The organism is Leisingera sp. ABM4_101 (genome assembly GCF_056158725.1).
The window spans coordinates 1,465,991-1,485,072 of sequence record NZ_JBSWTV010000002.1 but is presented as its reverse complement, the minus strand read 5'-3'; the positions used below and the strand labels follow the sequence as shown (position 1 = coordinate 1,485,072).

General features: G+C 64.6%; 23 protein-coding genes. 12 read left to right on the top strand and 11 right to left on the bottom strand.

Translation table 11 applies throughout. The annotated features are described in order from the left end of the window. Positions 1-42: 42 nt before the first annotated feature. The 4 genes from ACXAEK_RS08295 to ACXAEK_RS08280 all read left to right on the top strand — a co-directional run bounded on the left by ACXAEK_RS08295 (position 43) and on the right by ACXAEK_RS08280 (position 3,154). Positions 43-807, top strand: coding sequence for a 4Fe-4S dicluster domain-containing protein (locus ACXAEK_RS08295; protein WP_475041110.1), 765 nt, complete (start codon positions 43-45; stop codon positions 805-807). Further along, entirely contained in the window at positions 807-1,694 is an 888-nt protein-coding gene (locus ACXAEK_RS08290) for a dimethyl sulfoxide reductase anchor subunit family protein (protein ID WP_475041109.1), read from the top strand. Before ACXAEK_RS08295 ends, ACXAEK_RS08290 begins: the two co-directional genes overlap by 1 nt. A gap of 120 nt (positions 1,695-1,814) precedes the next feature. After that, positions 1,815-2,276: a carboxymuconolactone decarboxylase family protein gene (locus ACXAEK_RS08285; RefSeq protein ID WP_475041107.1), complete on the top strand. Its 462-nt coding sequence runs from the start codon at positions 1,815-1,817 to the stop codon at positions 2,274-2,276. Then, positions 2,273-3,154: a sigma-70 family RNA polymerase sigma factor gene (locus ACXAEK_RS08280; protein WP_475041106.1), complete on the top strand. Its 882-nt coding sequence runs from the start codon at positions 2,273-2,275 to the stop codon at positions 3,152-3,154. The genes ACXAEK_RS08285 and ACXAEK_RS08280 overlap by 4 nt, the downstream gene beginning before the upstream one ends. 132 nt (positions 3,155-3,286) lie before the next feature. Here the strand turns inward: ACXAEK_RS08280 and dapA are convergent, their stop codons facing one another. Then, positions 3,287-4,159: a 4-hydroxy-tetrahydrodipicolinate synthase gene (gene dapA / locus ACXAEK_RS08275; protein WP_475041105.1), complete on the bottom strand. Its 873-nt coding sequence runs from the start codon at positions 4,157-4,159 to the stop codon at positions 3,287-3,289. Between the two features lie 139 nt (positions 4,160-4,298). Here dapA and ACXAEK_RS08270 point away from each other — a divergent pair, with 139 nt between their 5' ends. Further along, entirely contained in the window at positions 4,299-6,257 is a 1,959-nt protein-coding gene (locus ACXAEK_RS08270) for a lytic transglycosylase domain-containing protein (protein WP_475041103.1), read from the top strand. On the opposite strand, the gene ACXAEK_RS08265 is transcribed toward ACXAEK_RS08270, so the two are convergent. Then, positions 6,231-7,121: a DMT family transporter gene (locus ACXAEK_RS08265; RefSeq protein WP_475041102.1), complete on the bottom strand. Its 891-nt coding sequence runs from the start codon at positions 7,119-7,121 to the stop codon at positions 6,231-6,233. The two genes, ACXAEK_RS08270 and ACXAEK_RS08265, sit on opposite strands and share 27 nt — an antisense overlap. Continuing rightward, positions 7,118-7,786, bottom strand: coding sequence for a tRNA (5-methylaminomethyl-2-thiouridine)(34)-methyltransferase MnmC2 (gene mnmC2 / locus ACXAEK_RS08260; RefSeq protein ID WP_475041101.1), 669 nt, complete (start codon positions 7,784-7,786; stop codon positions 7,118-7,120). The genes ACXAEK_RS08265 and mnmC2 overlap by 4 nt, the downstream gene beginning before the upstream one ends. 58 nt (positions 7,787-7,844) lie before the next feature. On the opposite strand from mnmC2, the gene ACXAEK_RS08255 reads away from it, so the two are divergent. Continuing rightward, a complete protein-coding gene (locus ACXAEK_RS08255) occupies positions 7,845-8,885 on the top strand; it encodes an NAD(P)/FAD-dependent oxidoreductase (protein WP_475041099.1) in 1,041 nt (346 codons plus the stop codon). A 230-nt stretch (positions 8,886-9,115) separates the two neighbouring features. Here ACXAEK_RS08255 and ACXAEK_RS08250 read toward each other — a convergent pair whose 3' ends face one another. The 5 genes from ACXAEK_RS08250 to ACXAEK_RS08230 all read right to left on the bottom strand — a co-directional run bounded on the left by ACXAEK_RS08250 (position 9,116) and on the right by ACXAEK_RS08230 (position 13,294). After that, positions 9,116-9,934 (bottom strand): HTD2 family dehydratase, encoded by an 819-nt coding sequence (locus ACXAEK_RS08250; RefSeq protein ID WP_475041098.1) that lies wholly within the window; start codon positions 9,932-9,934, stop codon positions 9,116-9,118. A 36-nt stretch (positions 9,935-9,970) separates the two neighbouring features. Next, positions 9,971-10,513, bottom strand: a complete 543-nt coding sequence (locus ACXAEK_RS08245; protein WP_475041097.1) for an NADPH-dependent FMN reductase — start codon at positions 10,511-10,513, stop codon at positions 9,971-9,973. 170 nt (positions 10,514-10,683) lie between these two features. Then, positions 10,684-11,340, bottom strand: coding sequence for a YiaD family glycine zipper/OmpA-like lipoprotein (locus ACXAEK_RS08240; protein WP_475041095.1), 657 nt, complete (start codon positions 11,338-11,340; stop codon positions 10,684-10,686). A 127-nt stretch (positions 11,341-11,467) separates the two neighbouring features. Next, positions 11,468-12,157 (bottom strand): helix-turn-helix transcriptional regulator, encoded by a 690-nt coding sequence (locus ACXAEK_RS08235; protein ID WP_475041093.1) that lies wholly within the window; start codon positions 12,155-12,157, stop codon positions 11,468-11,470. A 267-nt stretch (positions 12,158-12,424) separates the two neighbouring features. Beyond that, positions 12,425-13,294, bottom strand: coding sequence for a methylated-DNA--[protein]-cysteine S-methyltransferase (locus ACXAEK_RS08230; RefSeq protein WP_475041091.1), 870 nt, complete (start codon positions 13,292-13,294; stop codon positions 12,425-12,427). A 135-nt stretch (positions 13,295-13,429) separates the two neighbouring features. Here ACXAEK_RS08230 and ACXAEK_RS08225 point away from each other — a divergent pair, with 135 nt between their 5' ends. From ACXAEK_RS08225 to ACXAEK_RS08205, 5 genes are all read left to right on the top strand, one after another. Next, a complete protein-coding gene (locus tag ACXAEK_RS08225; RefSeq protein ID WP_475041090.1) occupies positions 13,430-13,879 on the top strand; it encodes a MarR family winged helix-turn-helix transcriptional regulator in 450 nt (149 codons plus the stop codon). Position 13,880: 1 nt separating this feature from the next. Then, positions 13,881-14,144, top strand: a complete 264-nt coding sequence (locus ACXAEK_RS08220) for a hypothetical protein (protein WP_475041089.1) — start codon at positions 13,881-13,883, stop codon at positions 14,142-14,144. Further along, the gene (locus ACXAEK_RS08215; protein ID WP_475045221.1) at positions 14,063-14,536 is read left to right on the top strand and encodes an isochorismatase family protein; all 474 of its coding nucleotides are present in this window, start codon (positions 14,063-14,065) and stop codon (positions 14,534-14,536) included. Before ACXAEK_RS08220 ends, ACXAEK_RS08215 begins: the two co-directional genes overlap by 82 nt. 105 nt (positions 14,537-14,641) lie before the next feature. Further along, positions 14,642-15,286 carry an endonuclease III gene (gene nth / locus ACXAEK_RS08210; protein WP_039133431.1) on the top strand — a complete coding sequence of 215 codons (645 nt, stop codon included), beginning with the start codon at positions 14,642-14,644 and terminating at the stop codon, positions 15,284-15,286. Positions 15,287-15,346: 60 nt separating this feature from the next. Beyond that, a complete protein-coding gene (locus ACXAEK_RS08205; RefSeq protein ID WP_475041087.1) occupies positions 15,347-16,339 on the top strand; it encodes an adenosine kinase in 993 nt (330 codons plus the stop codon). A 137-nt stretch (positions 16,340-16,476) separates the two neighbouring features. Here ACXAEK_RS08205 and ACXAEK_RS08200 read toward each other — a convergent pair whose 3' ends face one another. After that, entirely contained in the window at positions 16,477-16,962 is a 486-nt protein-coding gene (locus ACXAEK_RS08200) for a MarR family winged helix-turn-helix transcriptional regulator (protein ID WP_475041086.1), read from the bottom strand. A gap of 75 nt (positions 16,963-17,037) precedes the next feature. On the opposite strand from ACXAEK_RS08200, the gene ACXAEK_RS08195 reads away from it, so the two are divergent. Beyond that, entirely contained in the window at positions 17,038-17,910 is an 873-nt protein-coding gene (locus tag ACXAEK_RS08195) for a DMT family transporter (RefSeq protein ID WP_475041084.1), read from the top strand. Between the two features lie 6 nt (positions 17,911-17,916). Here the strand turns inward: ACXAEK_RS08195 and ACXAEK_RS08190 are convergent, their stop codons facing one another. Together ACXAEK_RS08190 and ACXAEK_RS08185 are read right to left on the bottom strand one after the other, a co-directional pair. Beyond that, positions 17,917-18,375, bottom strand: a complete 459-nt coding sequence (locus ACXAEK_RS08190) for a hypothetical protein (protein WP_475041083.1) — start codon at positions 18,373-18,375, stop codon at positions 17,917-17,919. Between the two features lie 136 nt (positions 18,376-18,511). Continuing rightward, on the bottom strand, positions 18,512-18,994 hold the full coding sequence (locus ACXAEK_RS08185; protein WP_222479113.1) for an RNA pyrophosphohydrolase: 483 nt from the start codon (positions 18,992-18,994) through the stop codon (positions 18,512-18,514). Positions 18,995-19,082: the final 88 nt, after the last annotated feature.

Here is a 19,082-nt window from a genome sequence, read left to right as displayed (position 1 = left end):
CGCCCCAGCCTGCCCTCACCACTATTGCGGAGGTATGCTGACATGACCCAGCTCCCCAACTCCACAGACCGCAAGATGGGCCTGGTCATCGACCTGGACACTTGCGTCGGCTGCCATGCCTGCGTGATCTCCTGCAAAGGCTGGAACACCGAAAACTACGGCGCGCCGCTCAGCGATCAGAACCCCTATGGCGGCGATCCCTCGGGCACTTTCCTGAACCGGGTGCATTCTTATGAGGTGCAGCCGCAGCAAGGCCACGCGCAGCTGATCCATTTCCCCAAATCCTGCTTGCACTGCGAGGATGCGCCCTGCGTCACCGTCTGCCCCACCGGCGCCAGCTACAAGCGCGCCGAGGACGGCATCGTGCTGGTGAACGAGGACCACTGCATCGGCTGCGGCCTCTGCGCCTGGTCCTGCCCCTACGGCGCACGGGAACTGGATCTGGCCGAGGGGGTGATGAAGAAATGCACCCTCTGCGTTGACCGGATCTATAACGAGAACCTGCCGGAGGTGGACCGCATCCCCTCCTGCGTGCGGACCTGTCCGGCGGGCGCGCGCCATTTCGGTGATCTGGGCGACCCGGACAGCGATGTCTCCAAATTGGTGGCAGAACGCGGCGGCATGGATCTGATGCCGGAAATGGGCACCAAACCGGTGAACAAGTACCTGCCGCCCCGCCCCAAGGACACGATCGAAGAGGAAATCGACATCCTCGCGCCACTGCTGGCGCCGGTCGCTGAGGAGCCGCAGGGCTTCATGGGCTGGCTGGACAAAGCCCTTGACAAACTTCCGGGAGGAGCGAACTGATGCATCCCGCACCATCCGTCATCATTTTCACCACCCTGTCGGGCCTGGGCTTTGGCCTGCTGTTCTTCCTCGGCCTCGGCCAGCCCGCCGTGACCGGCACGGTGGCCTTCGTGTTCTATGCCATCGCCTTTGGCCTGGCCTGCGGCGGCCTGTTGGCCTCCACCTTCCACTTGGGCCACCCGGAGCGCGCCTGGCGTGCCTTCACCCAATGGAAAACCAGCTGGCTCAGCCGCGAAGGCGTCTGTGCCGTTGGCGCCTTGGCCGTCATGGGCCTCTATGCCCTTGGCGCCATCTTTCTGGACAGCCATTGGACGCTGCTGGGCTGGATCGGCGCAGCACTCAGCCTCGCCACCGTTTTCACCACCTCGATGATCTATACCCAGCTCAAGACCATCCCGCGCTGGAATATGGAGCTGACGCCTGCGGTGTTCCTCTCCTTCAGCCTGGCAGGCGGCGCACTGCTGGCCGGGGCCGAGGCCGTGGCCCCCTGGCTGCTGGCCGTCGCAGGCGCGGTGCAACTGGCCTATTGGGCCAAGGGTGACAAGGCGCTGGCGGCCTCCGGCACCGATCTGGGCACTGCCACCGGCCTTGGCGACCGTGGCGCGGTGCGGGCGTTTGAGCCGCCGCATACCGGCTCCAACTACCTGCTGCGGGAATTCGTGCATGTGGTGGGCCGCAAGCATGCGCAGAAACTGCGGATGATCGCCTTTGTCCTGGGCTTTGCGCTGCCGCTCCTGCTGATCCTGACCCCGGTTCAGGGCGTGGTGATCAAGCATCTGTTTGCCGCCCTTGCGGTGCTTTCGCATCTGGCGGGCGTCTCCACCTCGCGCTGGCTGTTCTTTGCCCAGGCCGAACATGTGGTCGGCCTCTACTACGGCAAACGCTGACAATTCCCGGGGCGCCCGCTGCGGCGCCCCGAACTTTTTCCGGATATTTCTTCCGGCCATGTCACAAACCGCCTGGCTGCCTCGTCCTGTTCCTGAAGCCATCAACAAAGGAACAGACAGATGACCCCGCGCCTTGACTACTTTTCCATCGCCTCCGACCTGTTTCAGCCGATGCTGGAGCAGGAAAAACTGTTCAAGGAGAGCACTCTGGAGCACAGCCTGGTGGAGCTGGTGAAACTGCGCGCCTCGCAGATCAACGGCTGCGCCTACTGCATCCACATGCACAGCCACGACCTGCGCGCCCACGGCGAAAGCGAAGACCGGATGCACCTGCTGAACGCCTGGCGCGAGTCGCCGCTGTATTCGGACCGGGAGCGCGCCGCGCTGGCCTGGTGCGAGGCGCTGACCCGCGTTGAAACAACCTCTGCGCCCGATGCCGATTATGCGGCGGTGCAGCAGCAATTCGAGCCGCGCGAGCAGGTGGCGCTGACGCTCTTGATCTCGGCCATCAACACCTGGAACCGGATTGCAATCGGCTTCCGCACCCCGCATCCTGCCGCCGGGGGGGCAAGTGCCGCATGAAACCGCAGCTGCATCTAGAAGCAACCGATGCGTTCCTGGCAGCCCGGCCGCGATTGTTCGCGGCCGCCTACCGGATGCTGGGCACGGTAAGCGATGCCGAGGACATCCTGCAGGAGGCATTCCTGCGCTGGCAAGGAGCACCGCAGGCACAGGTCCAGGATCCAACCGGCTATTTGATGCGCATCACCACGCGGCTGTGCCTGGACCAGCTGAAATCGGCCCGCGCCCGGCGCGAGACCTACCCCGGAGAATGGCTGCCCGAACCGGTTCTGACCGAAGATGCCACCGAGCTGCTGGACCATGACGTGACGGTAGCGCTTCTTTTGGCGCTGGAGCGGCTGTCGCCGCTGGAGCGCGCAGCCTTCCTGTTGCATGACATTTTTGACGGCGCCTATGAGGACATCGCCGCCGCGCTGGAGCGCACGCCCGAAACCTGCCGCCAATTGGCGGCCCGCGCCCGGCGCAAGGTGCAGCAGCTGCCGCCCAAGGCGCCGGACAGCCCGGAACAGGGCCTGGAGCTGGCCGAGGCGTTCTTTCATGCCTCCCGCACCGGCGACATGGCGTCTCTGACCCGGATGCTGACACAGGACGTGCAGTTGATTTCCGACGGCGGCGGCAAGGCGATGGCGGCGCTGAACCCGATTTACGGGCGCGCCAAGGTTCTGCGTCTGATCGAGGGCATTGCGCGCAAATACGGGCAAGGCGACCCGGACCGCTGGCGGACCTGCCAGCTGAACGGCCTGCCCGCCATCCTGCACTGGGCCGAGGACGGTATCCTGCAGGCAACCTCCCTGGAAATCCGGGACGGGCGGGTGTCCCGCATTTATGTGACCCGCAATCCGGACAAGACCGCGCATCTGGCCGAAGCGCTGGCGTAGAGCGGGCGGGAGGGGCCAGCCCCTCTTGCCCCTCCGGGGCAATTCACCCCGGGGTATTTGGGACCAGAAAGAAGCAAAAAGGGCGGCGCTCCAGTGGAGGCCGCCCTTGCTGTTTGGATAGGCTCGTGCGTCTTACAGCAGGCCAGCGTGCACCATGGCGGCGTCGATGGCGGCTTTGGTGCTGTCTTCCAGCGTAGTCAGCGGCGAGCGGACCTCTTCGCTGCACATGCCGAGCTTGCTGAGGCCGTATTTGGCGCCCGCCAGGCCGGGCTCGATGAAGATCGCCTCATGCAGCGGCATCAGCTTGTCCTGATATTCCAGCGCCTTGGCGTAATCGCCTGCCAGGGTGGCGGCCTGGAATTCGGCGCAGAGCTTCGGTGCCACGTTGGCGGTTACCGAGATGCAGCCCACGCCGCCATGGGCGTTGAAGCCCAGCGCGGTGGCGTCTTCCCCGGACAGCTGGATGAAATCCGCACCGCAGGAGGCGCGCTGCTGGCTGACGCGGGCGATGTCGCCGGTGGCATCCTTCACACCCACGATCCGCGGCAGCTTGGCCAGCTCACCCATGGTGGCGGGCGTCATGTCGACAATCGAGCGGCCCGGGATGTTGTAGATGATGATCGGGATCTCGGCGCAGTCATGGGCTGCGGTAAAATGCTGCAGCATGCCGCGCTGGGTCGGCTTGTTGTAGTAAGGGGTCACAACCAGCGCGCCATCGGCACCAGCTTTCGCGGCAAACTCGACGAATTGAATCATCTCGACGGTGTTGTTGGAGCCCGCACCGGCGATCACCGGCACCCGGCCGGCGGCTGCCTTGACGGTTTCCGCGATGACCAGCTCATGCTCTTCGTGGGTCAGGGTCGGGCTTTCGCCGGTGGTGCCGACCGGCACCAGGCCTGTGGAGCCTTCGGCAATCTGCCATTCCACCAAGCGTTTGAGCGCATCCAGATCCAGCTCGCCGTTCGAAAACGGGGTGACGAGTGCTGGCATAGAGCCTTTGAACATGGGCACGCTCCCTTCGCTAGTGGTGCAGGCGGCAATCCGCCGCCGTCAAGATACGGAATGCCGGGGATTTGAGTTGATACCGGCACGCCAATGAGTAACGTTCAAGCCTCTATCCCCGGACTGCTGGAAAATGCAAGAGATGACACGCATCCTGGCCCTGTTTCTGCTGATTACCGCAGCTTTTGCCGCGGCGCCTGCCCAGGCGCGCGGGCTGGGCGAGGCATTGGAATTGATGCGGGCCGAGAAATGGGATGAGGCCGGGCGCGAGGCCGGGAAGCGGCAGAGCGTGTCCCGCGATATCATCGAATGGCACCGGCTGCGCGCCGGTCTGGGCTCGGCCCGCGATGCGGTGGCATTCCTGGAGCGGCGGCCGGACTGGCCCGGGCTGGCCTATTTGCGGCGCCAGAACGAGAATGCGATTGCCAGGGCAGGCCGGGAGGCGGTTCTGGCCTTCTATGCCAAGGAACGCCCGCAGACCGCCGAGGGCGCGCTGAGCCTGGGCAAGGCGCTGATCGCCTCCGGGCGGCGCGGCGACGGCGAGGCGGAGATCGTGCTGGCCTGGCGCACCATGGCGATGGGCAGCGCCATTCAGAAGGACTACATGCGGGATTTCGCCAAGCTGCTGAAACCGCATCACACCGCCCGGCTGGACCGCTTGCTGTGGGACGACCACCTGGTCAGTTCCAAGCGGATGCTGCTGCTGGTGCCCGAGGGCGAGCGCAAGCTGGCCGAAGCTCGTATCGCGCTGCAGGACCGCGCACCGGGGGTGGATGGCAAGATTGCCGCCGTGCCCGCCCGGCTGAAAGGTTCGGCAGGCCTCGCCTATGACCGCTTTGCCTGGCGCGACCGCAAGCGGCTGCAGGAAAGCGCTATCGCAATGATGATGGAGCGCAGCACCAGCGCCAAGGCCTTGGGCGAGCCCGGCAAATGGCTGCGCCGCCGCCGCGACCTGGCCCGGCAGCTGATGCGGGACAAGGACTATGAGCGCGCCTATCAGCTGGCCGCCTATCATTTTGCTGCGCCCGAGGACGGCTATGGCTATTCGGACTGCGAATGGCTGGCGGGCTACATCGCGCTGCGCAAACTGCGTGATCCTGAGTTGGCCGCCGTGCATTTCAAACGGTTTCTGGCTTCGGTCGAGACGCCGATCTCGGTCAGCCGCGGCGGCTATTGGCTGGGCCGTGCCCAGGCGGCGATGGGCGAGGCCGACAAGGCCTATGAAGCCTATGCCCAGGCGGCGGAGTATCAGACCGCCTTTTACGGGCTGCTGGCCGCCGAGCAGCTGGGCCGCCCGTTTGACCCGGCGCTGACCAAGCCGGCAGAGCTGCCGGATTGGAGCACCGCGGAATTTGCGAAATCCTCGGTCACCCATGCCGGTCTGGAGCTGTTGAAGGCCGGCGAACTGGCCTTGGCCGAACGCTTCTTCACCCATCTGGTCGAGACCCTGCCGCCAGTGCAGGCGCGCCAGCTGGGGCAGATGGCGGTAGAGCTGGATCAGCCGCATTTGGCAGTGATGATCTCGAAACGCGCAGCACGGCGCGGGCTGGAGCTGGAAGGCGCCTATTACCCGCTGCACCCGGTCGCCAAGCGGCAGCTGCCGATGGCTGAGGAGATGACCCTGGCCATCGCCCGGCGCGAGAGTGAGTTTGATCCGGCCGTGATCAGCCACGCCGGCGCCCGCGGGCTGATGCAGGTGATGCCCGCCACCGCCAAGCTGGTGGCGACCGAGCTGGGCATCCTCGCCAATCACAAGACCTCGCGGCTGACCGCAGAATGGGACTACAACGCCAAACTGGGCGCCAACTACCTGGCCGGGCTGGCCGGCGCGTTCCGCGGCAATGTGGTGATGATGGCCGCGGGCTATAACGCAGGGCCGCACCGCCCCAAGGCCTGGATGGAGCGTTATGGCGACCCGCGGGATGGCGATCCGGACATTATCGACTGGATCGAGCACATCCCCTTCAACGAGACCCGTAACTATGTGATGCGGGTCACCGAAAGCCTGCCGGTCTACCGGGCCCGGCTGGGCAAGACGCCCTTGCCGGTGCCCTTCTCGCAGGAGCTGAGGGGCTCAACCCTTCACGCGTTCGCGCCATAGGGTGAACAGGCCGGCGCCGATGATGATGGCCGTGCCGATGGCCACGTTGGCACGGATCACCTCGCCAAACACGGTAACGCCCAGGATGGCCGCCCAGATCAGGTGGAAATAGGCAAAGGGCTGCACGGCGCTGGCCTCGGCCATCTCGTAGCACTTGATCAGCAGCCAGTGGCCGGTGACGCCGGACACGCACAACAGCCCCATCCACAGCCAGTCATCGGGGCTCATCGGCTCCCAGTACCACATGCCCACCGCCGTCATGAAAACCATGCCGGAAATGCCGGTCCAGAAGAAGCTGGTGGCGGTGCTGTCCTTGCGCGCGGCATAGCGGGTTACCAGGCCGTAAACCGCAAACATCAAGGCCGAGATGAACGGGATGATGGCGGCCACGTCAAACACCCCTGCCCCGGGCTGCAGGATGATCAAAACCCCGACAAGGCCGACCCCGATCGCCGCCCAGCGCCGCCAGCCGACGCTCTCGCCCAGCACAGGGCCACTGAGGGCCGCCACCAGCAGCGGATAGCAGATGAAAACCGCCAAGCTGTCGACCAGCCCCAGCAGGGTAAAGCCATAGACCGCCACGCAGATTTCACCGGCCAGCAGCACGCCGCGGAAAATCTGCAGCCCCAGCTGCCCGGTCTGCGCGGTCTTGCGGATGCCGCCGGGCGCGCGGGCGGCCAGCGACAGCACGAACAGCGCAAAGAACCAGTAGCGCACCATGATCACCATGAAGGTGTTGTATTCGCCCGCCAGATGCCGCGAGATGCCGTCCTGCAAGGCAAAGACCACGGTCGCCGCGATCATCAGCAGGATGCCGGCGGTTACATTATTGGTCTGCACGGATGCAGGCGCTGCCTGTGTCATGCTTTCATTGCCTTTGTCATATGCCGCTTACGCCCGTAACCGGGAATGCGGGTCACCTCAAATCCTGCCGCCTCCAGCCCGCGGCGCACAAATCCCGCCGCGGTATAGGTCGCCGCCGAGCCGCCCGGTGCCGTATGCGCCGCGACCTCAGCCATCAGCGCCGCTTCCCACAATTCAGGGTTCTTGGCCGGAGAGAACCCGTCCAGAAACCAAGCATCCGCCTCACCTGTCCACTCCGGCAGCGACATGCGGGCGTCGCCTTGGATCACCTCCAGTTGCAGAGTTCCCAGATCGCACGTGCCCGTGCCCTGCCACTTTGCCAGGAACCTCTCTGCCCAAGGGGCCACGGCGGGGAAGGCTTCCAGCGCCTTGCCCATATCTTCGGGCGCCATCGGAAAAGCCTCGAAACTGGTGAAACGCAGCGGGCCCTCCTGCCCCGCCGCTTCCCAGGCGCGCCAGGCCGCCAGCATGTTCAGGCCGGTGCCGAACCCCAGCTCGGCTATGTGAAACCCCGGTGCAAACCGTGCGGGCAGATCGTTGCCCGCCAGAAACACATGTTCCGTCTCCGCCAGCCCGTCGTGGATCGAGAAATAGGGATCATCGAACTGATCCGACACCGGAACGGTGCCGTCGCGCCAGCTGAGGCGGGCCTGCTGGTCTGCCATGCTATAATCCTCTAAGCGGTTGTGCGGAACGGCGCGACACTGGCGAAAGGAACGGCAAATGGCAATGGCAGATATCACGGTGCGCGGCGCAGGCATCTTTGGCCTGTCGATTGCCTGGGTTTGCGCCCGGCGCGGCGCAACTGTGCAGGTGGTGGACCCGTTTGGCGCCGGTGCGGGTTCCAGCGGCGGGCTGGTCGGCGCCCTCGCCCCGCATGTGCCGGAGAACTGGAACCCCAAGAAACAGTTCCAGCTCGAAAGCCTTTTGATGGCCGAAGCGTTCTGGGCAGAGGTCGAGACCACCGGCGGCGTCTCGCCCGGCTATGGCCGCACCGGCCGGCTGCAGCCCATCAATGACACCCGCACCCTGGAGCTTGCCCGCCAGCGGGAAGCCACCGCGCAGGAATTCTGGCAAGACGCGGCTGAATGGCGGGTCTGCGAGGCCGCCTCCCTCGGCCCCTGGGTGCCGCCCAGCGCCACCGGCTATGTAATCCACGACACTCTCAGCGCCCGCATGCACCCCCGCCGCGCCTGCGCCGCGCTTGTCTCCGCCCTCGCCGTGATGGGCGTAGAAGTGCAGCCCGAAGTGCCCGATCGAGGAAAAGTAGTGCATGCCAAAGGCTATGCGGGTCTCCTGGAGCTGAACGATATCATCGGCAAAACCATCGGCGGCGGCGTCAAGGGCCAGGCTGCCCTCCTGCGCTTCCACGAGGGCGAGGTGCCGCAGCTCTATGCCGATGGGCTGCATATCATTCCCCACGCCGACGGCACCCTGGCGATCGGCTCTACCAGCGAACGCGATTTCGAGGACGGCAAGGCAACGGACGAACAGCTGGACGATGTGATCGAACGCGCCCGCACGGCAGTGCCGGTGCTGCACGGCGCTGAGGTGATCGAACGCTGGGCCGGCGTGCGCCCCCGTGCCAAATCCCGCGCCCCGATGCTGGGCGCCTGGCCAGGGCGCGAGGGCCACTTCATCGCCAACGGCGGCTTCAAGATCGGTTTTGGCATGGCGCCCAAGGCAGCCCATGTGATGGCGGACCTGCTCTTGGAAGACAATGACAACATTCCGCAGGGCTTCCGGGTGGAAGACAACCTCTGACCGGCGCGCACCTCCTGCCCTTTGGCGGGTCAAGGGCGGCGCAGCCGCCGCGCGGCACGCGCGGTTAACCCTTGAGGCGTCAAAGGGCGTTTCACAATTGAGTTGGCGCCTTGAGGGGCAGCGTTGCCCATCAAGCGCTTCTCAGCAAAATCCCCTGCGCTGTGCAGCAGCGCCACGCCCAAGCCCCTAATCTGCCCGCCAGGGCAGCTTGGGGCGCGGGAGCACCTCCTTCAGCCGCGCGGCACTGCAATTGCACTCATGCATTGCCGCCCGTCCGGCCCGCGTACCCACAGGTCCCGGCCGTTGCGGCACAAAACAGCGGTTTCGAAATGCATCAGGGGAGACGTCGCCCGGAAGGAAAACTCCGCCAGCGGGCTCATCAGCTCCTCTGCCAGCAGCATCAGTTGCTGCGCCAATAGAGGGCCATGCACCACCAGCCCTTCGTACCCTTCGACATCGCGGGCATAGTCCAGATCATAGTGGATCCGGTGCCCGTTGAAGGTCAGCGCCGAATAGCGGAACAGCAGGGTTGAACTGAAGGAAACCTGCCGCGCATCTGTCTCATCCCTCCGCGCCGCCGGCGGCACCGGCCTGGGCGCAGCCGGGTCCGGGTCCCCGCGGTAAACCAGGTCATGCCACTCGGTGAGGCACAACCGCCCGTCTTGCCGGATCTCATGGCGCAGGGTCACCAGGCCCAATTGGCCGGTGCGGCCGGCTTTGCGCTCCGCCTTCTCTAATACGGACATCTTTTCGGCCGCAACACCTGCCCGCAAAGGCGCCTCAAACCGCAAGCGCCCGCCAGCCCACATCCGCCGCGGCAGGCCCAGGTCCGGGATCAGCCCGGCACCGCCCACCTTTGGATGGCCGTCCCGCCCCAGGTTTCCGGGCGGCAGCGGCGTCCAGAAATAGAGCTGGTGAAAGAAAGGCGGCAGCGCGCTGCCCGCGCCGATGTCCGGCTCCAGCCCCAGCGCGGTTTGAAAGGCAGCGGCCCGGGCCGGATCCATCATGTCCGTCAGCCGCTGCTGCGGCGGTGCGCTTGCAATACTCATGCCGCCACCTTAGCCGCGGCCGGCTGCAAGGCAAGCTTAGTGCACGGCTTCCGCGCGCAGCTTCTGCATCAGCTTGGTGAGCGTGCCTTCATACTGTTCGCTGATCAGCCGCCCGGCTTCGTTGAACTCCTTGCCTGATCCGGCCAGATGCACCCCCGGCCCGGCAATCACCCGCGGCTGGAAAGGCACCAGAAAGCCGCGCAGCAGCGCTTGTGCCTGCTCGCCACCGGCCCGGCCGGCCGCCGCCGACATCACTGCGACCGGCTTGTCCGCCCAGGGGTTGCCTTCGGTGCGGCTGACCCAGTCGAGCGCGTTTTTCAGCACGCCGGAGGGCCCCTTGTTGTATTCCGGGGTGGAAATCGCGATGGCATCCGCCGCCGCAATCTGATCCGCAAGCGCTTGCACCGCGGCCGGGATGCCTTCCGCGGCTTCGGCGTCGCCATCATAAAGCGGCAGGTTCAAATCCGCCGCCACCACAGTTGCGGGCCCGAACACGCGGGCAGCTTCCGCCAGCAGCTTGCGGTTTGTGGCCGCGCTGCGCAGCGAGCCGGAAATGGTGAGCAATACGGGGTCGGCCATCGGAAGCTCCTTTTTGTGCGTCTCCTTGGTGCGCATCATGTATGCGGCGTGCCTTGTCTGAAAACACCCATGAACGCGCAGGTCATGTGCAAGGCTACAGCAGGAGACCTGCGGCATGAAAAAGCCCGCCCCAAACGGGGCGGGCCGTGAAGTTCCGCAAGTGCCGGGGATCAGGCCGCCTGCGGGATCACCACCACCTCGACGCGGCGGTTGCGGGCCTTGCCCTCCGGCGTCAGGTTGGAGGCCACCGGCTGCTCTTCGCCGCGGCCGATGATGCGAATTCGGTGATAGGGCACCCCGCCCGCCTGGATCTGGTCGGCCACCGCATTGGCGCGGCGCTCTGACAACCCCTGATTGTAACCGGCATCGCCATCGCTGTCAGTATGGCCGATCACCTGGATGGTGCTGTTGGGGTAACGCACCAGGCTGTCGGCAACCCGGCGCAGATCGCCCTGCACCGCCGGCGCGATTGCATAGCTGTCGGTGGCAAAGGTCAGATCGTTAGGGAAGGACAGGATCAGCCGGTCGCCAGTGTTGACGATGGTGATCGAGTCATTGGCCAAGGTCTGGCGCAGTTCGCGCTCCTGCGCGTCCAGCTGGTTGCCGATCACCCCGCCGGCAGTGGCACCAACCAGCGCGCCGGTCACAGCCCCCAGGCCGCGGTCGGAATCATTGGCAATGGCGCCGACACCGGCACCGATGATGCCGCCTAGGATAGCACCCTGCTGGGTATTGCTGCCCGGCGTGCCGATGGTTGCGGGATCGGTACAGGCGCTCAGGCCCAGCGCGGCGGCAACAAATCCTGCCGTGGTGAGTTTCATCTGCATCTTCAAATCTGCCTTCTTCTTTCTCAAATCCGGGCCGCGCCCGGCGTTCCGCTCAAATATCGTGCCGCAGTGCCGCCTTCTCAAGGCAGGATTGCCTCACATTGGCGAAATACCGCGCAAAACCGCCTCAGGGCGCAAAGGCAAAGTCCCAGCCTTCCTGCTCAATCCACAGCTTTCGCAGGGTTGCGGCCTCAGGCGCAAAACCGTCCTCTAGCATTTCTGCTGCGAACATCCGGTCGGTCCGGAAGTGGCGGAAACCGCTGCGCAGCTCGCACCAGGCGGCCAGCATGGTGCTTTCTATGTGATAAATCAGCGCCAGCGGGCGCAGGGTGCGGCAGGTCTCGCCGCTGTCCGGGCTGACATAGGAGATCCGCAGCTTGCGGCTTTCTCGCACCGCCTGGCGCAGCAGCGCCTTGGACACGCATCCCTGGTCCGGATCATCCAGCGGCGCACCCCAGGGCGCCACTTGCAGCCAGTCGGCAGTGGCATGTACGTCGGTGATCTTGCGGCTGACCCGTTCTGCCGCCTGTTGCAGCGCACCATCCCCGGTGCGTATCAGCATTGCCAGCCCCACATGCAACGCTTCCAGCTCCTCCTCATCAAAGTTGAGCGGCGGCAGATCATATCCCTTGCGCAGGATATAGCCGACCCCAGCCTCGCCTTCGACCGGCGTACGCATCGCCTGCAGCGCCGCGATGTCGCGGTAGATGGTGCGTTTGCTGACTTCCAGCATCTGTGCCAGATCCTCTGCCCGCACCGGTGACGCAGCAGAACGCAGGATCTGGATGATTTCGAACAGGCGTCCGGTACGCGGCATGGGCAGGCTCCAGTGACAGTCTGCTGACATCTTAGCACAGGCCACTGACAGCAGCCTGTCAGCAGTGGTCTGTTTTTCTGCCCTCAGAAAAGGAGAAACTAATGCTGACCTATGACTGGATAACCATGATCACCCTGGGCAAAGACCGCTGGGACACCCGGCAACGCCTTCCAAAACCTTATGAAGCGGAGCGGGACGCTGCCCGCCTGCGCCACGAGACACAGCAAGCCGCCGAACGCCCTGCCGCCGGCCTGCTGCAGCGCCTCTTCAGCCGGCAGCGCGCATATCATCTGCCGCAGCCTCCTCATCCCGCGCAGCCTCATAGGCAAGCATCGCGCGTTTGACAGGCAGGCCCCAGTGATAGCCGCCCAGTGCACCGGACTTGCGCAAGGCACGATGGCAGGGGATCAGCCAGCTGACCGGGTTACGCCCGACTGCGGTACCAACGGCGCGCACCGCCTTGGGGGCGCCGATCGCCTGGGCCAGTTCGGAATAGGTGGTGACATGGCCTGTGGGGATGCGCAGCAGCGCCTCCCACACCTTGATCTGCAGGGGCGCGCCGATCATGTGCAAGGCAGTCTCGCCCTTCTGGGCAAAGGCTGCCTCGGCCAGCGGGCGCAGAGCCATGGGATCCTCGATGAACTCCGCCTGCGGCCAGCGCGCCCGCATGTCGGCCATGGCAGGCTCGGCGCCAGTCTCGGCCGCAAATGCCAGACCGCAAATACCTTTTTCCGTACCCATCACCAGGGCCAGGCCAAAGGGGCTGTCGAACCAGCCCCAGAAGATCCGCAAGCCATCACCCTTGCGGGCGTATTCGCCGGGGCTCATCGCTTCCCAGCGCAGAAACAGGTCGTGCAGCCGGCCGGACCCTGACAGCCCCACCGCATGGGAGGCCTCCAGCGTGGTGAATCGCTCGCGCAGCAGCGCCTTGGCGTGTCCGAGCCGCAGATACTGCTGGTAGCGCTTGGGCGAGACCCCGACCCAGGCCGAAAACAGCCGCTGGAAATGCGCCGGGCTCATGTCCATGCGGGCGGCCAGCTGTTCCAGCGTCAGATCTTCGCCGCCATCGTCGATCAGTTCGATCGCCCGGCGCATGACGCCGTAATGATAGGTGTTTTCCCGTGCTTCGATATTCATCGGCCCAACCTGTTCTGACTTGCTCCTCAACCTACTGCGCAAAGCGCTGGCAATCGACCCGGAAGTTGCGGTTACCTGTGTTCCCTTCTTGTCAACTCAATTGACGAATCATCCTCCTGCACCTACCCTGCCGCCATGACACAGGCATTGGATCAGCTTTACGAGGCCGTGCAGGCCACCCGCCCGCTGCTGCGCGGGATCACCGCCGCGGTCGAGCAAGGCACCCTGCCGCACGGCATCACCCTGGGCCAGCGCGCGCTGCTGGAAGGGCTGCTCAATCGCCCTGGCGCCACAGCGCCGCAGCTGGGCAAGGATCTTCAGCTGAAACGGCAGTTCGTGTCGCGCATCCTGAAGGAGCTGCGGCAGGAGGTGCTGATCGAAGCCAGCCCCAACCCGGCCCGCAAGGGCAGCTCCTGCTACCGGCTCACCCCCCGCGGCGCGGAGATCATCCAGGAGATCCGGACCCGTGAAACTGCGGTTCTGCAAGACTTTGCCAGAGGCTTCTCCGACGCGGACATCGCCACGCACCACCGGGTGCAACTGACGCTCACGCGTTTCTTCCTTAACCAGGCGCAGGAGGGCTGACATGATTGTTCTTTGGATCCTGGGCAGCATGGGCCTACTGGCCGCCGCTTATACGGCCTGGGGGATCCGGCGGATGACCGCTCCGACCCGCGGTCCCCGCATTGACCCCGCCAAACGCCCCGGCACTGCGCTGCTGGTGATCGACATGCAGGAGGATTTCACCCGGCTGCAAGCAGGGCGGGACTGGAGCGAGGCAGATCTCCTCGCCCCATCAGCTGCATCCAGCAGCTTGCCCGCAAAGCCCGCTCCCGCGGCGAACCGGTGATCGTGATCCGTCACGTCATGAAGGGCTGGTGGACCAACCGGCTGAACAGCTGGGCCAACCAGGGCCTGGGCAACCGCAACTCAGCAGGCCTGGGGCTGGACCCGCGGCTGCAGCTGCCGGTGTCGGCTGAATTCGTGAAACATATTGGCGACGCCTTTTCCTCGCCGGCGCTTGAAGACTATCTGGCAGAAAACCGCATCGGCACACTGCAGATGACGGGCCTTGATGGATGCCATTGCGTCAAGAATACAGCCTGCGGCGCCCTGAACCGCAGCTTTAAAGTGGACATCATTCCTGCTGCAGTTCTAGCTGCCGACAAGGCAGGCTGGAAACGCGAGCAATCCCGGCTCGCAGAAGACGGTGCAATATTCCAGGCCTGTAATTCGGAGTAAGGTCTTGTACCCGGGTTGCACCAGCGCCGCAGGGTTGCCAAGCTTCCCGCACCCGGCTCGCTAAATCATTGCGCCCGCGGGTGAGAACAGGCCATAAGCGCAGCCATGGCAAAGCAACTCGATTATCATACGCTCCGCGAGATCTTTACGCGGTTCCAGGCAGCTGAGCCCGAACCCAAAGGCGAGCTGGAACATGTCAACGCTTATACGCTGGTGGTGGCGGTGGCGCTGTCAGCACAGGCCACCGATGCCGGTGTGAACAAGGCAACCCGCGAGCTGTTCAAGATCGCCGACACCCCGCAGAAAATGCTGGATCTGGGCGAAGAGCAGCTGATCGAGCATATCAAGACCATTGGCCTTTACCGCAACAAGGCCAAGAACGTGATCAAACTGTCGAAGATCCTGGTCGAAGACTACGGCGGCGAGGTGCCGAATTCCCGCGCTGCTCTGCAGTCACTGCCTGGTGTGGGCCGCAAAACCGCCAATGTGGTGCTGAACATGTGGTGGAAACAGCCTGCGCAGGCGGTGGATACCCATATCTTCCGGGTCGGCAACCGTTCCGGCATCGCGCCGGGCAAGGATGTGGACGCCGTGGAGCGCGCGGTGGAGGACAACATCCCGGCGGATTTCCAGCAGCACGCCCATCACTGGCTGATCCTGCACGGGCGCTATCACTGCAAGGCGCGCAAGCCGATGTGCGGCAGCTGCCTGATCCGCGACCTCTGCATGTACGAAGACAAGAATCTGTAAACTTTTTTGGCGGCATAGTGGCCACGACCAAAACCGCTCCGGAACCCCCGAGGAGGGACCATGACCAAAACCTATCAGCTCGTCGGTATTGGCAATGCCGTGGTCGATGTGATCGCGCAGTGCGAGGACAGCTTTCTGGCCGAACAGGGCATCGAAAAGGGCATCATGCAGCTGATCGAACGCGACCGCTGCGAAGATTTGTATGCGGCGATGGGCAACCGGGTATTAACGCCGGGCGGCTCAGTGGCCAATACAATCGCAGGTGCTGGCGCGCTGGGGCTGGAGGCTGCGTTTATCGGCCGGGTCCGGGACGACGCGCTGGGTAAATTCTATGCCGATGCGATGAACAACGAGGGCGTCGGGTTCGTGAACCCGCCGGTTGCGGACGAAGAGCTGCCAACCTCGCGGTCGATGATCTTTGTCTCACCCGATGGCGAGCGGTCCATGAACACCTATCTGGGCACCTCGTCCGAGCTAAGCTCCACCGACGTGCCGGAGGAGGTTGCCGGCAATGCGCAGATCATGTTCCTGGAAGGCTATCTGTTCGACAAGGACAAGGGCAAGACTGCCTTTATGGAAGCCGCCCGGAAATGTCGCGAGGGCGGCGGCCGGGTTGGCATTTCGATTTCTGATCCGTTCTGCGTTGAACGCCACCGCGCGGACTTCCTAACCCTGATCGGCGAAGAGCTGGATTTTGTCATCGGCAACCAGGACGAAATTTGCGCCCTGTTTGAAACCGATGAACTGGAAAAGGCGATGGCCAGGACCGCGGCGATCTGCCCGTTGGTGGTCTGCACCCGGTCCGGCGACGGGGTGACTGTACTGAACGAAGGCGTGCGCATCGACGTGCCCGTTGAGATGATCACCCCCGTGGACGCCACCGGTGCCGGCGACCAGTTCGCCGCCGGTTTCCTGTTCGGCATGGCCACAGGGCGCAGCATGGAAGTCTGCGCACGCATGGGCTGCATCTGCGCAGGCGAGGTGATCCGCCATATCGGCCCGCGCCCTGAAACCAATGTGCGCCACCTGCTGGAAGAGGCCGGGCTGGTTTAAACCTGCGCAGCCCTCCCGCCCGCCGGAACCGCACCTAACGGTGCGCTTCCGCCCGATGGGCACAGCGCGGCGCGGCTTTGCCGCCTCGCGCACCCTGCCTGCCTGCGGCGGGCAAAGCAGATGTTCAGACTGCAATCTCAGCCGCCGGCCGCCTCCAGGGCTCTGCCCAGAAGTGCCGTGAACGCAGCAACTTCCTGCGCGTTCATATCCTCCAAAAGCCGCGCCTGGGTTTTTACATGCTCAGTAACCGCCTTATCGATCAAGGCGCGCCCCTCTTCTGTCAGCCCGACCAGAAAACTGCGGCTGTCCTCCGGGTTCACCTCCCGTTTGACCAGCCCGTCTGCCTCCAGCCGGTCGATCCGGTTGGTCATCGTTCCCGATGCCACCATTGTCGCCTTCAGCAGATCGCCCGGTGACAGCGTATAGGGAGCCCCGGACCGGCGCAGCGTGGCCAGCACATCAAACTTGGCCGCATTCAACCCGAATTCCGCAAAGGTCTTATGCATTTCACGCTGATAGGCCAGATACAGCCGCGCCACCCGGCCAATCACGCCCATGGCCGTCACATCCAGGTCCGGCCGCTCCCGCCCCCATTGCAGGGTGATAAAATCCACATGATCCATGCCGACGGTGTAGACCTTTACATCTTGACGTCAAGATAAAATCCATTATCTCGACATCAAGATAAGGAGATCTACATGCCAATCCGGACCCTTCTGCTGACCGCGCTGGCCCCCGCCATCTGGGGCAGCAGCTACATTGTGACGACCACCCTGCTGCCCGGCCACTCACCGCTGGTTGTGGCGCTGCTGCGGGCTCTGCCCGCCGGGCTTCTTCTGCTGGTGCTGGTGCGTCGGCTGCCGCCCCCCAACTGGATGCCACGGCTGATGGTTCTCGGTGCGCTGAACTTCTCGCTGTTCTGGGTGCTGCTGTTCCTGTCCGCCTACCGCCTGCCGGGCGGGGTTGCCGCAACGCTGGGAGCGGTGCAGCCGCTGATCGTGGTGTTCCTGTCCGCCTTGCTGCTGCAGACGCAGATCCGCGCCGCTGCCATTGCCGCCTCGCTTCTGAGCATGGCAGGTGTCGCCCTGCTGGTCCTGACCCCAGCCGCCCAACTCGACACTTTAGGCGTTCTTGCCGGCCTCGGAGGAGCGCTGTCGATGGCCGCCGGCGTTGTTCTCACCCGCAAGTGGCAGCCGCCGGTGCCGCCCCTCACCTTCACCGCCTGGCAGCTGACTGCAGGCGGGCTTCTGCTGGTGCCTGTTGCTTTGTGGATAGTGCCTGAGATGCCGGTCTTCACGGCTGCCAATATCCTGGGCCTTGCCTACATGAGCCTCATCGGCGGCGCGCTGACCTATATCCTGTGGTTCCGCGGCCTTGCCCGGCTCGACCCATCGCAGGTTTCGCTCCTGGGTGTGCTCAGCCCGCTGTCTGCCGTGATCCTGGGCTGGCTGCTGCTGAATGAGACCCTGACGCCGAACCAGATGCTGGGTGCCGTGCTGGCCCTGTTCAGCCTGTGGCTTGGCCAATCCCGCCTGCGGTTGCGCAAACCGCTGACCGCTCCGACGGAGTAACCCGGATCACTGCGGCAGGGCAGGCTCGCACGCTTTACCGCGGTGGCAATCTAGCACCTGCCGCCGCACTTCCGGTGTATCATCAAACGCAAGCCCGCCGCAGGCATTCGCCCGGACCACCAGCGCCTTCCCGCGCTGTTCGGCAAAAAACACATAGCCCGCGCCGGACTTCATCCCACCGCACCAAGGGCCCAGGCATTCCACCTCCAGCGTCACCGGCAGATTAACCCGGCCTGAGAAATACTTGCCCTCCAGCAGCTTGCCCGTCAGCTGCGCCGGGACGCGGGTCAGCGGCGGCGTGTCATTGGGATTATCAGCATGCGACTGCGGCAGCAGGGTTTCGTCAAACCGCAGCTCGCCTGCGATGACGTTGTAGACGCTGTCCGATTTTGCGGCCTGCAGATAGGCGTCCGCCGGACCCCAGGGCAGGCAGCTGAGGGCCGCAGCCGGGCCGGCCAAAAACATCAGGAAGCTCACGGATAGGGCAGCGCCCGCTCCGCCGGGGAGGAAGCGAAGCACCTGCCCAGTGGGGGGCGGGACGTGCGCTGCCCGGCCTATAAGACGGGCGGTGACATTCTGCAAACCAAACAAGAACCGCATCTCACAGATACTCCCGGAACTCTGCCACCACCCGCGCATAGACCTCGCGCTTGAACGGCACGATCTTCTCCACAAGGCTCTCCACCGGCTGCCAGCACCAGGCCGAGAACTCCGGATCATCAGTCTCGATATTGACCTGGTCATCCGTGCCGAGGAACCGCATCAGATACCACTTCTGTTCCTGCCCGCGGTATTTGCCGCCCCAGAAACTGGGCACCACGTCATGCGGCAAGTCGTAAGGCAGCCAGCCGTTGCTCTCGGCGATAATCTCAACCAGCTCAGGCGCCACACCGGTTTCTTCCTCCAGCTCGCGCAGCGCCGCAATCCGCGGGTCCTCACCCGCGTCGATCCCGCCCTGCGGCATCTGCCAGGCGTCCTTGTAGCGGTCCTTGCGCTGACCGACGAACACCGCTCCCTCGGCATTGATCAGCATCACCCCGACGTTGGGGCGGTAGGGCAGCTTGGCAATCTCTTCCGGCGTCATCAGGCTCTCCTAGGCAAAGGTTTTCACAACCTTAGACCGCTTGCCGCCGGGGCACGCAAGGGGGTGACGCGGCGTTTGCCCGTGACAA

What these genes read in the sequence shown, in the direction of transcription:
- dapA (WP_475041105.1), bottom strand. Translation starts at nt 4,159, where the DNA reads ATGTTCAAAGGCTCTATGCCAGCACTCGTCACCCCGTTTTCGAACGGC.
- ACXAEK_RS08280 (WP_475041106.1), top strand. Translation starts at nt 2,273, where the DNA reads ATGAAACCGCAGCTGCATCTAGAAGCAACCGATGCGTTCCTGGCAGCC.
- ACXAEK_RS08270 (WP_475041103.1), top strand. Translation starts at nt 4,299, where the DNA reads ATGACACGCATCCTGGCCCTGTTTCTGCTGATTACCGCAGCTTTTGCC.
- nth (WP_039133431.1), top strand. Translation starts at nt 14,642, where the DNA reads ATGGCAAAGCAACTCGATTATCATACGCTCCGCGAGATCTTTACGCGG.
- ACXAEK_RS08200 (WP_475041086.1), bottom strand. Translation starts at nt 16,962, where the DNA reads ATGGATCATGTGGATTTTATCACCCTGCAATGGGGGCGGGAGCGGCCG.
- ACXAEK_RS08245 (WP_475041097.1), bottom strand. Translation starts at nt 10,513, where the DNA reads ATGGCCGACCCCGTATTGCTCACCATTTCCGGCTCGCTGCGCAGCGCG.
- ACXAEK_RS08190 (WP_475041083.1), bottom strand. Translation starts at nt 18,375, where the DNA reads ATGTTTTTGGCCGGCCCGGCTGCGGCCCTCAGCTGCCTGCCCTGGGGT.
- ACXAEK_RS08225 (WP_475041090.1), top strand. Translation starts at nt 13,430, where the DNA reads ATGACACAGGCATTGGATCAGCTTTACGAGGCCGTGCAGGCCACCCGC.
- ACXAEK_RS08290 (WP_475041109.1), top strand. Translation starts at nt 807, where the DNA reads ATGCATCCCGCACCATCCGTCATCATTTTCACCACCCTGTCGGGCCTG.
- ACXAEK_RS08185 (WP_222479113.1), bottom strand. Translation starts at nt 18,994, where the DNA reads ATGACGCCGGAAGAGATTGCCAAGCTGCCCTACCGCCCCAACGTCGGG.
- ACXAEK_RS08230 (WP_475041091.1), bottom strand. Translation starts at nt 13,294, where the DNA reads ATGAATATCGAAGCACGGGAAAACACCTATCATTACGGCGTCATGCGC.
- ACXAEK_RS08205 (WP_475041087.1), top strand. Translation starts at nt 15,347, where the DNA reads ATGACCAAAACCTATCAGCTCGTCGGTATTGGCAATGCCGTGGTCGAT.
- ACXAEK_RS08195 (WP_475041084.1), top strand. Translation starts at nt 17,038, where the DNA reads ATGCCAATCCGGACCCTTCTGCTGACCGCGCTGGCCCCCGCCATCTGG.
- ACXAEK_RS08255 (WP_475041099.1), top strand. Translation starts at nt 7,845, where the DNA reads ATGGCAATGGCAGATATCACGGTGCGCGGCGCAGGCATCTTTGGCCTG.
- ACXAEK_RS08265 (WP_475041102.1), bottom strand. Translation starts at nt 7,121, where the DNA reads ATGACACAGGCAGCGCCTGCATCCGTGCAGACCAATAATGTAACCGCC.
- ACXAEK_RS08240 (WP_475041095.1), bottom strand. Translation starts at nt 11,340, where the DNA reads ATGCAGATGAAACTCACCACGGCAGGATTTGTTGCCGCCGCGCTGGGC.
- ACXAEK_RS08295 (WP_475041110.1), top strand. Translation starts at nt 43, where the DNA reads ATGACCCAGCTCCCCAACTCCACAGACCGCAAGATGGGCCTGGTCATC.
- ACXAEK_RS08250 (WP_475041098.1), bottom strand. Translation starts at nt 9,934, where the DNA reads ATGAGTATTGCAAGCGCACCGCCGCAGCAGCGGCTGACGGACATGATG.
- ACXAEK_RS08220 (WP_475041089.1), top strand. Translation starts at nt 13,881, where the DNA reads ATGATTGTTCTTTGGATCCTGGGCAGCATGGGCCTACTGGCCGCCGCT.
- ACXAEK_RS08285 (WP_475041107.1), top strand. Translation starts at nt 1,815, where the DNA reads ATGACCCCGCGCCTTGACTACTTTTCCATCGCCTCCGACCTGTTTCAG.
- mnmC2 (WP_475041101.1), bottom strand. Translation starts at nt 7,786, where the DNA reads ATGGCAGACCAGCAGGCCCGCCTCAGCTGGCGCGACGGCACCGTTCCG.
- ACXAEK_RS08235 (WP_475041093.1), bottom strand. Translation starts at nt 12,157, where the DNA reads ATGCCGCGTACCGGACGCCTGTTCGAAATCATCCAGATCCTGCGTTCT.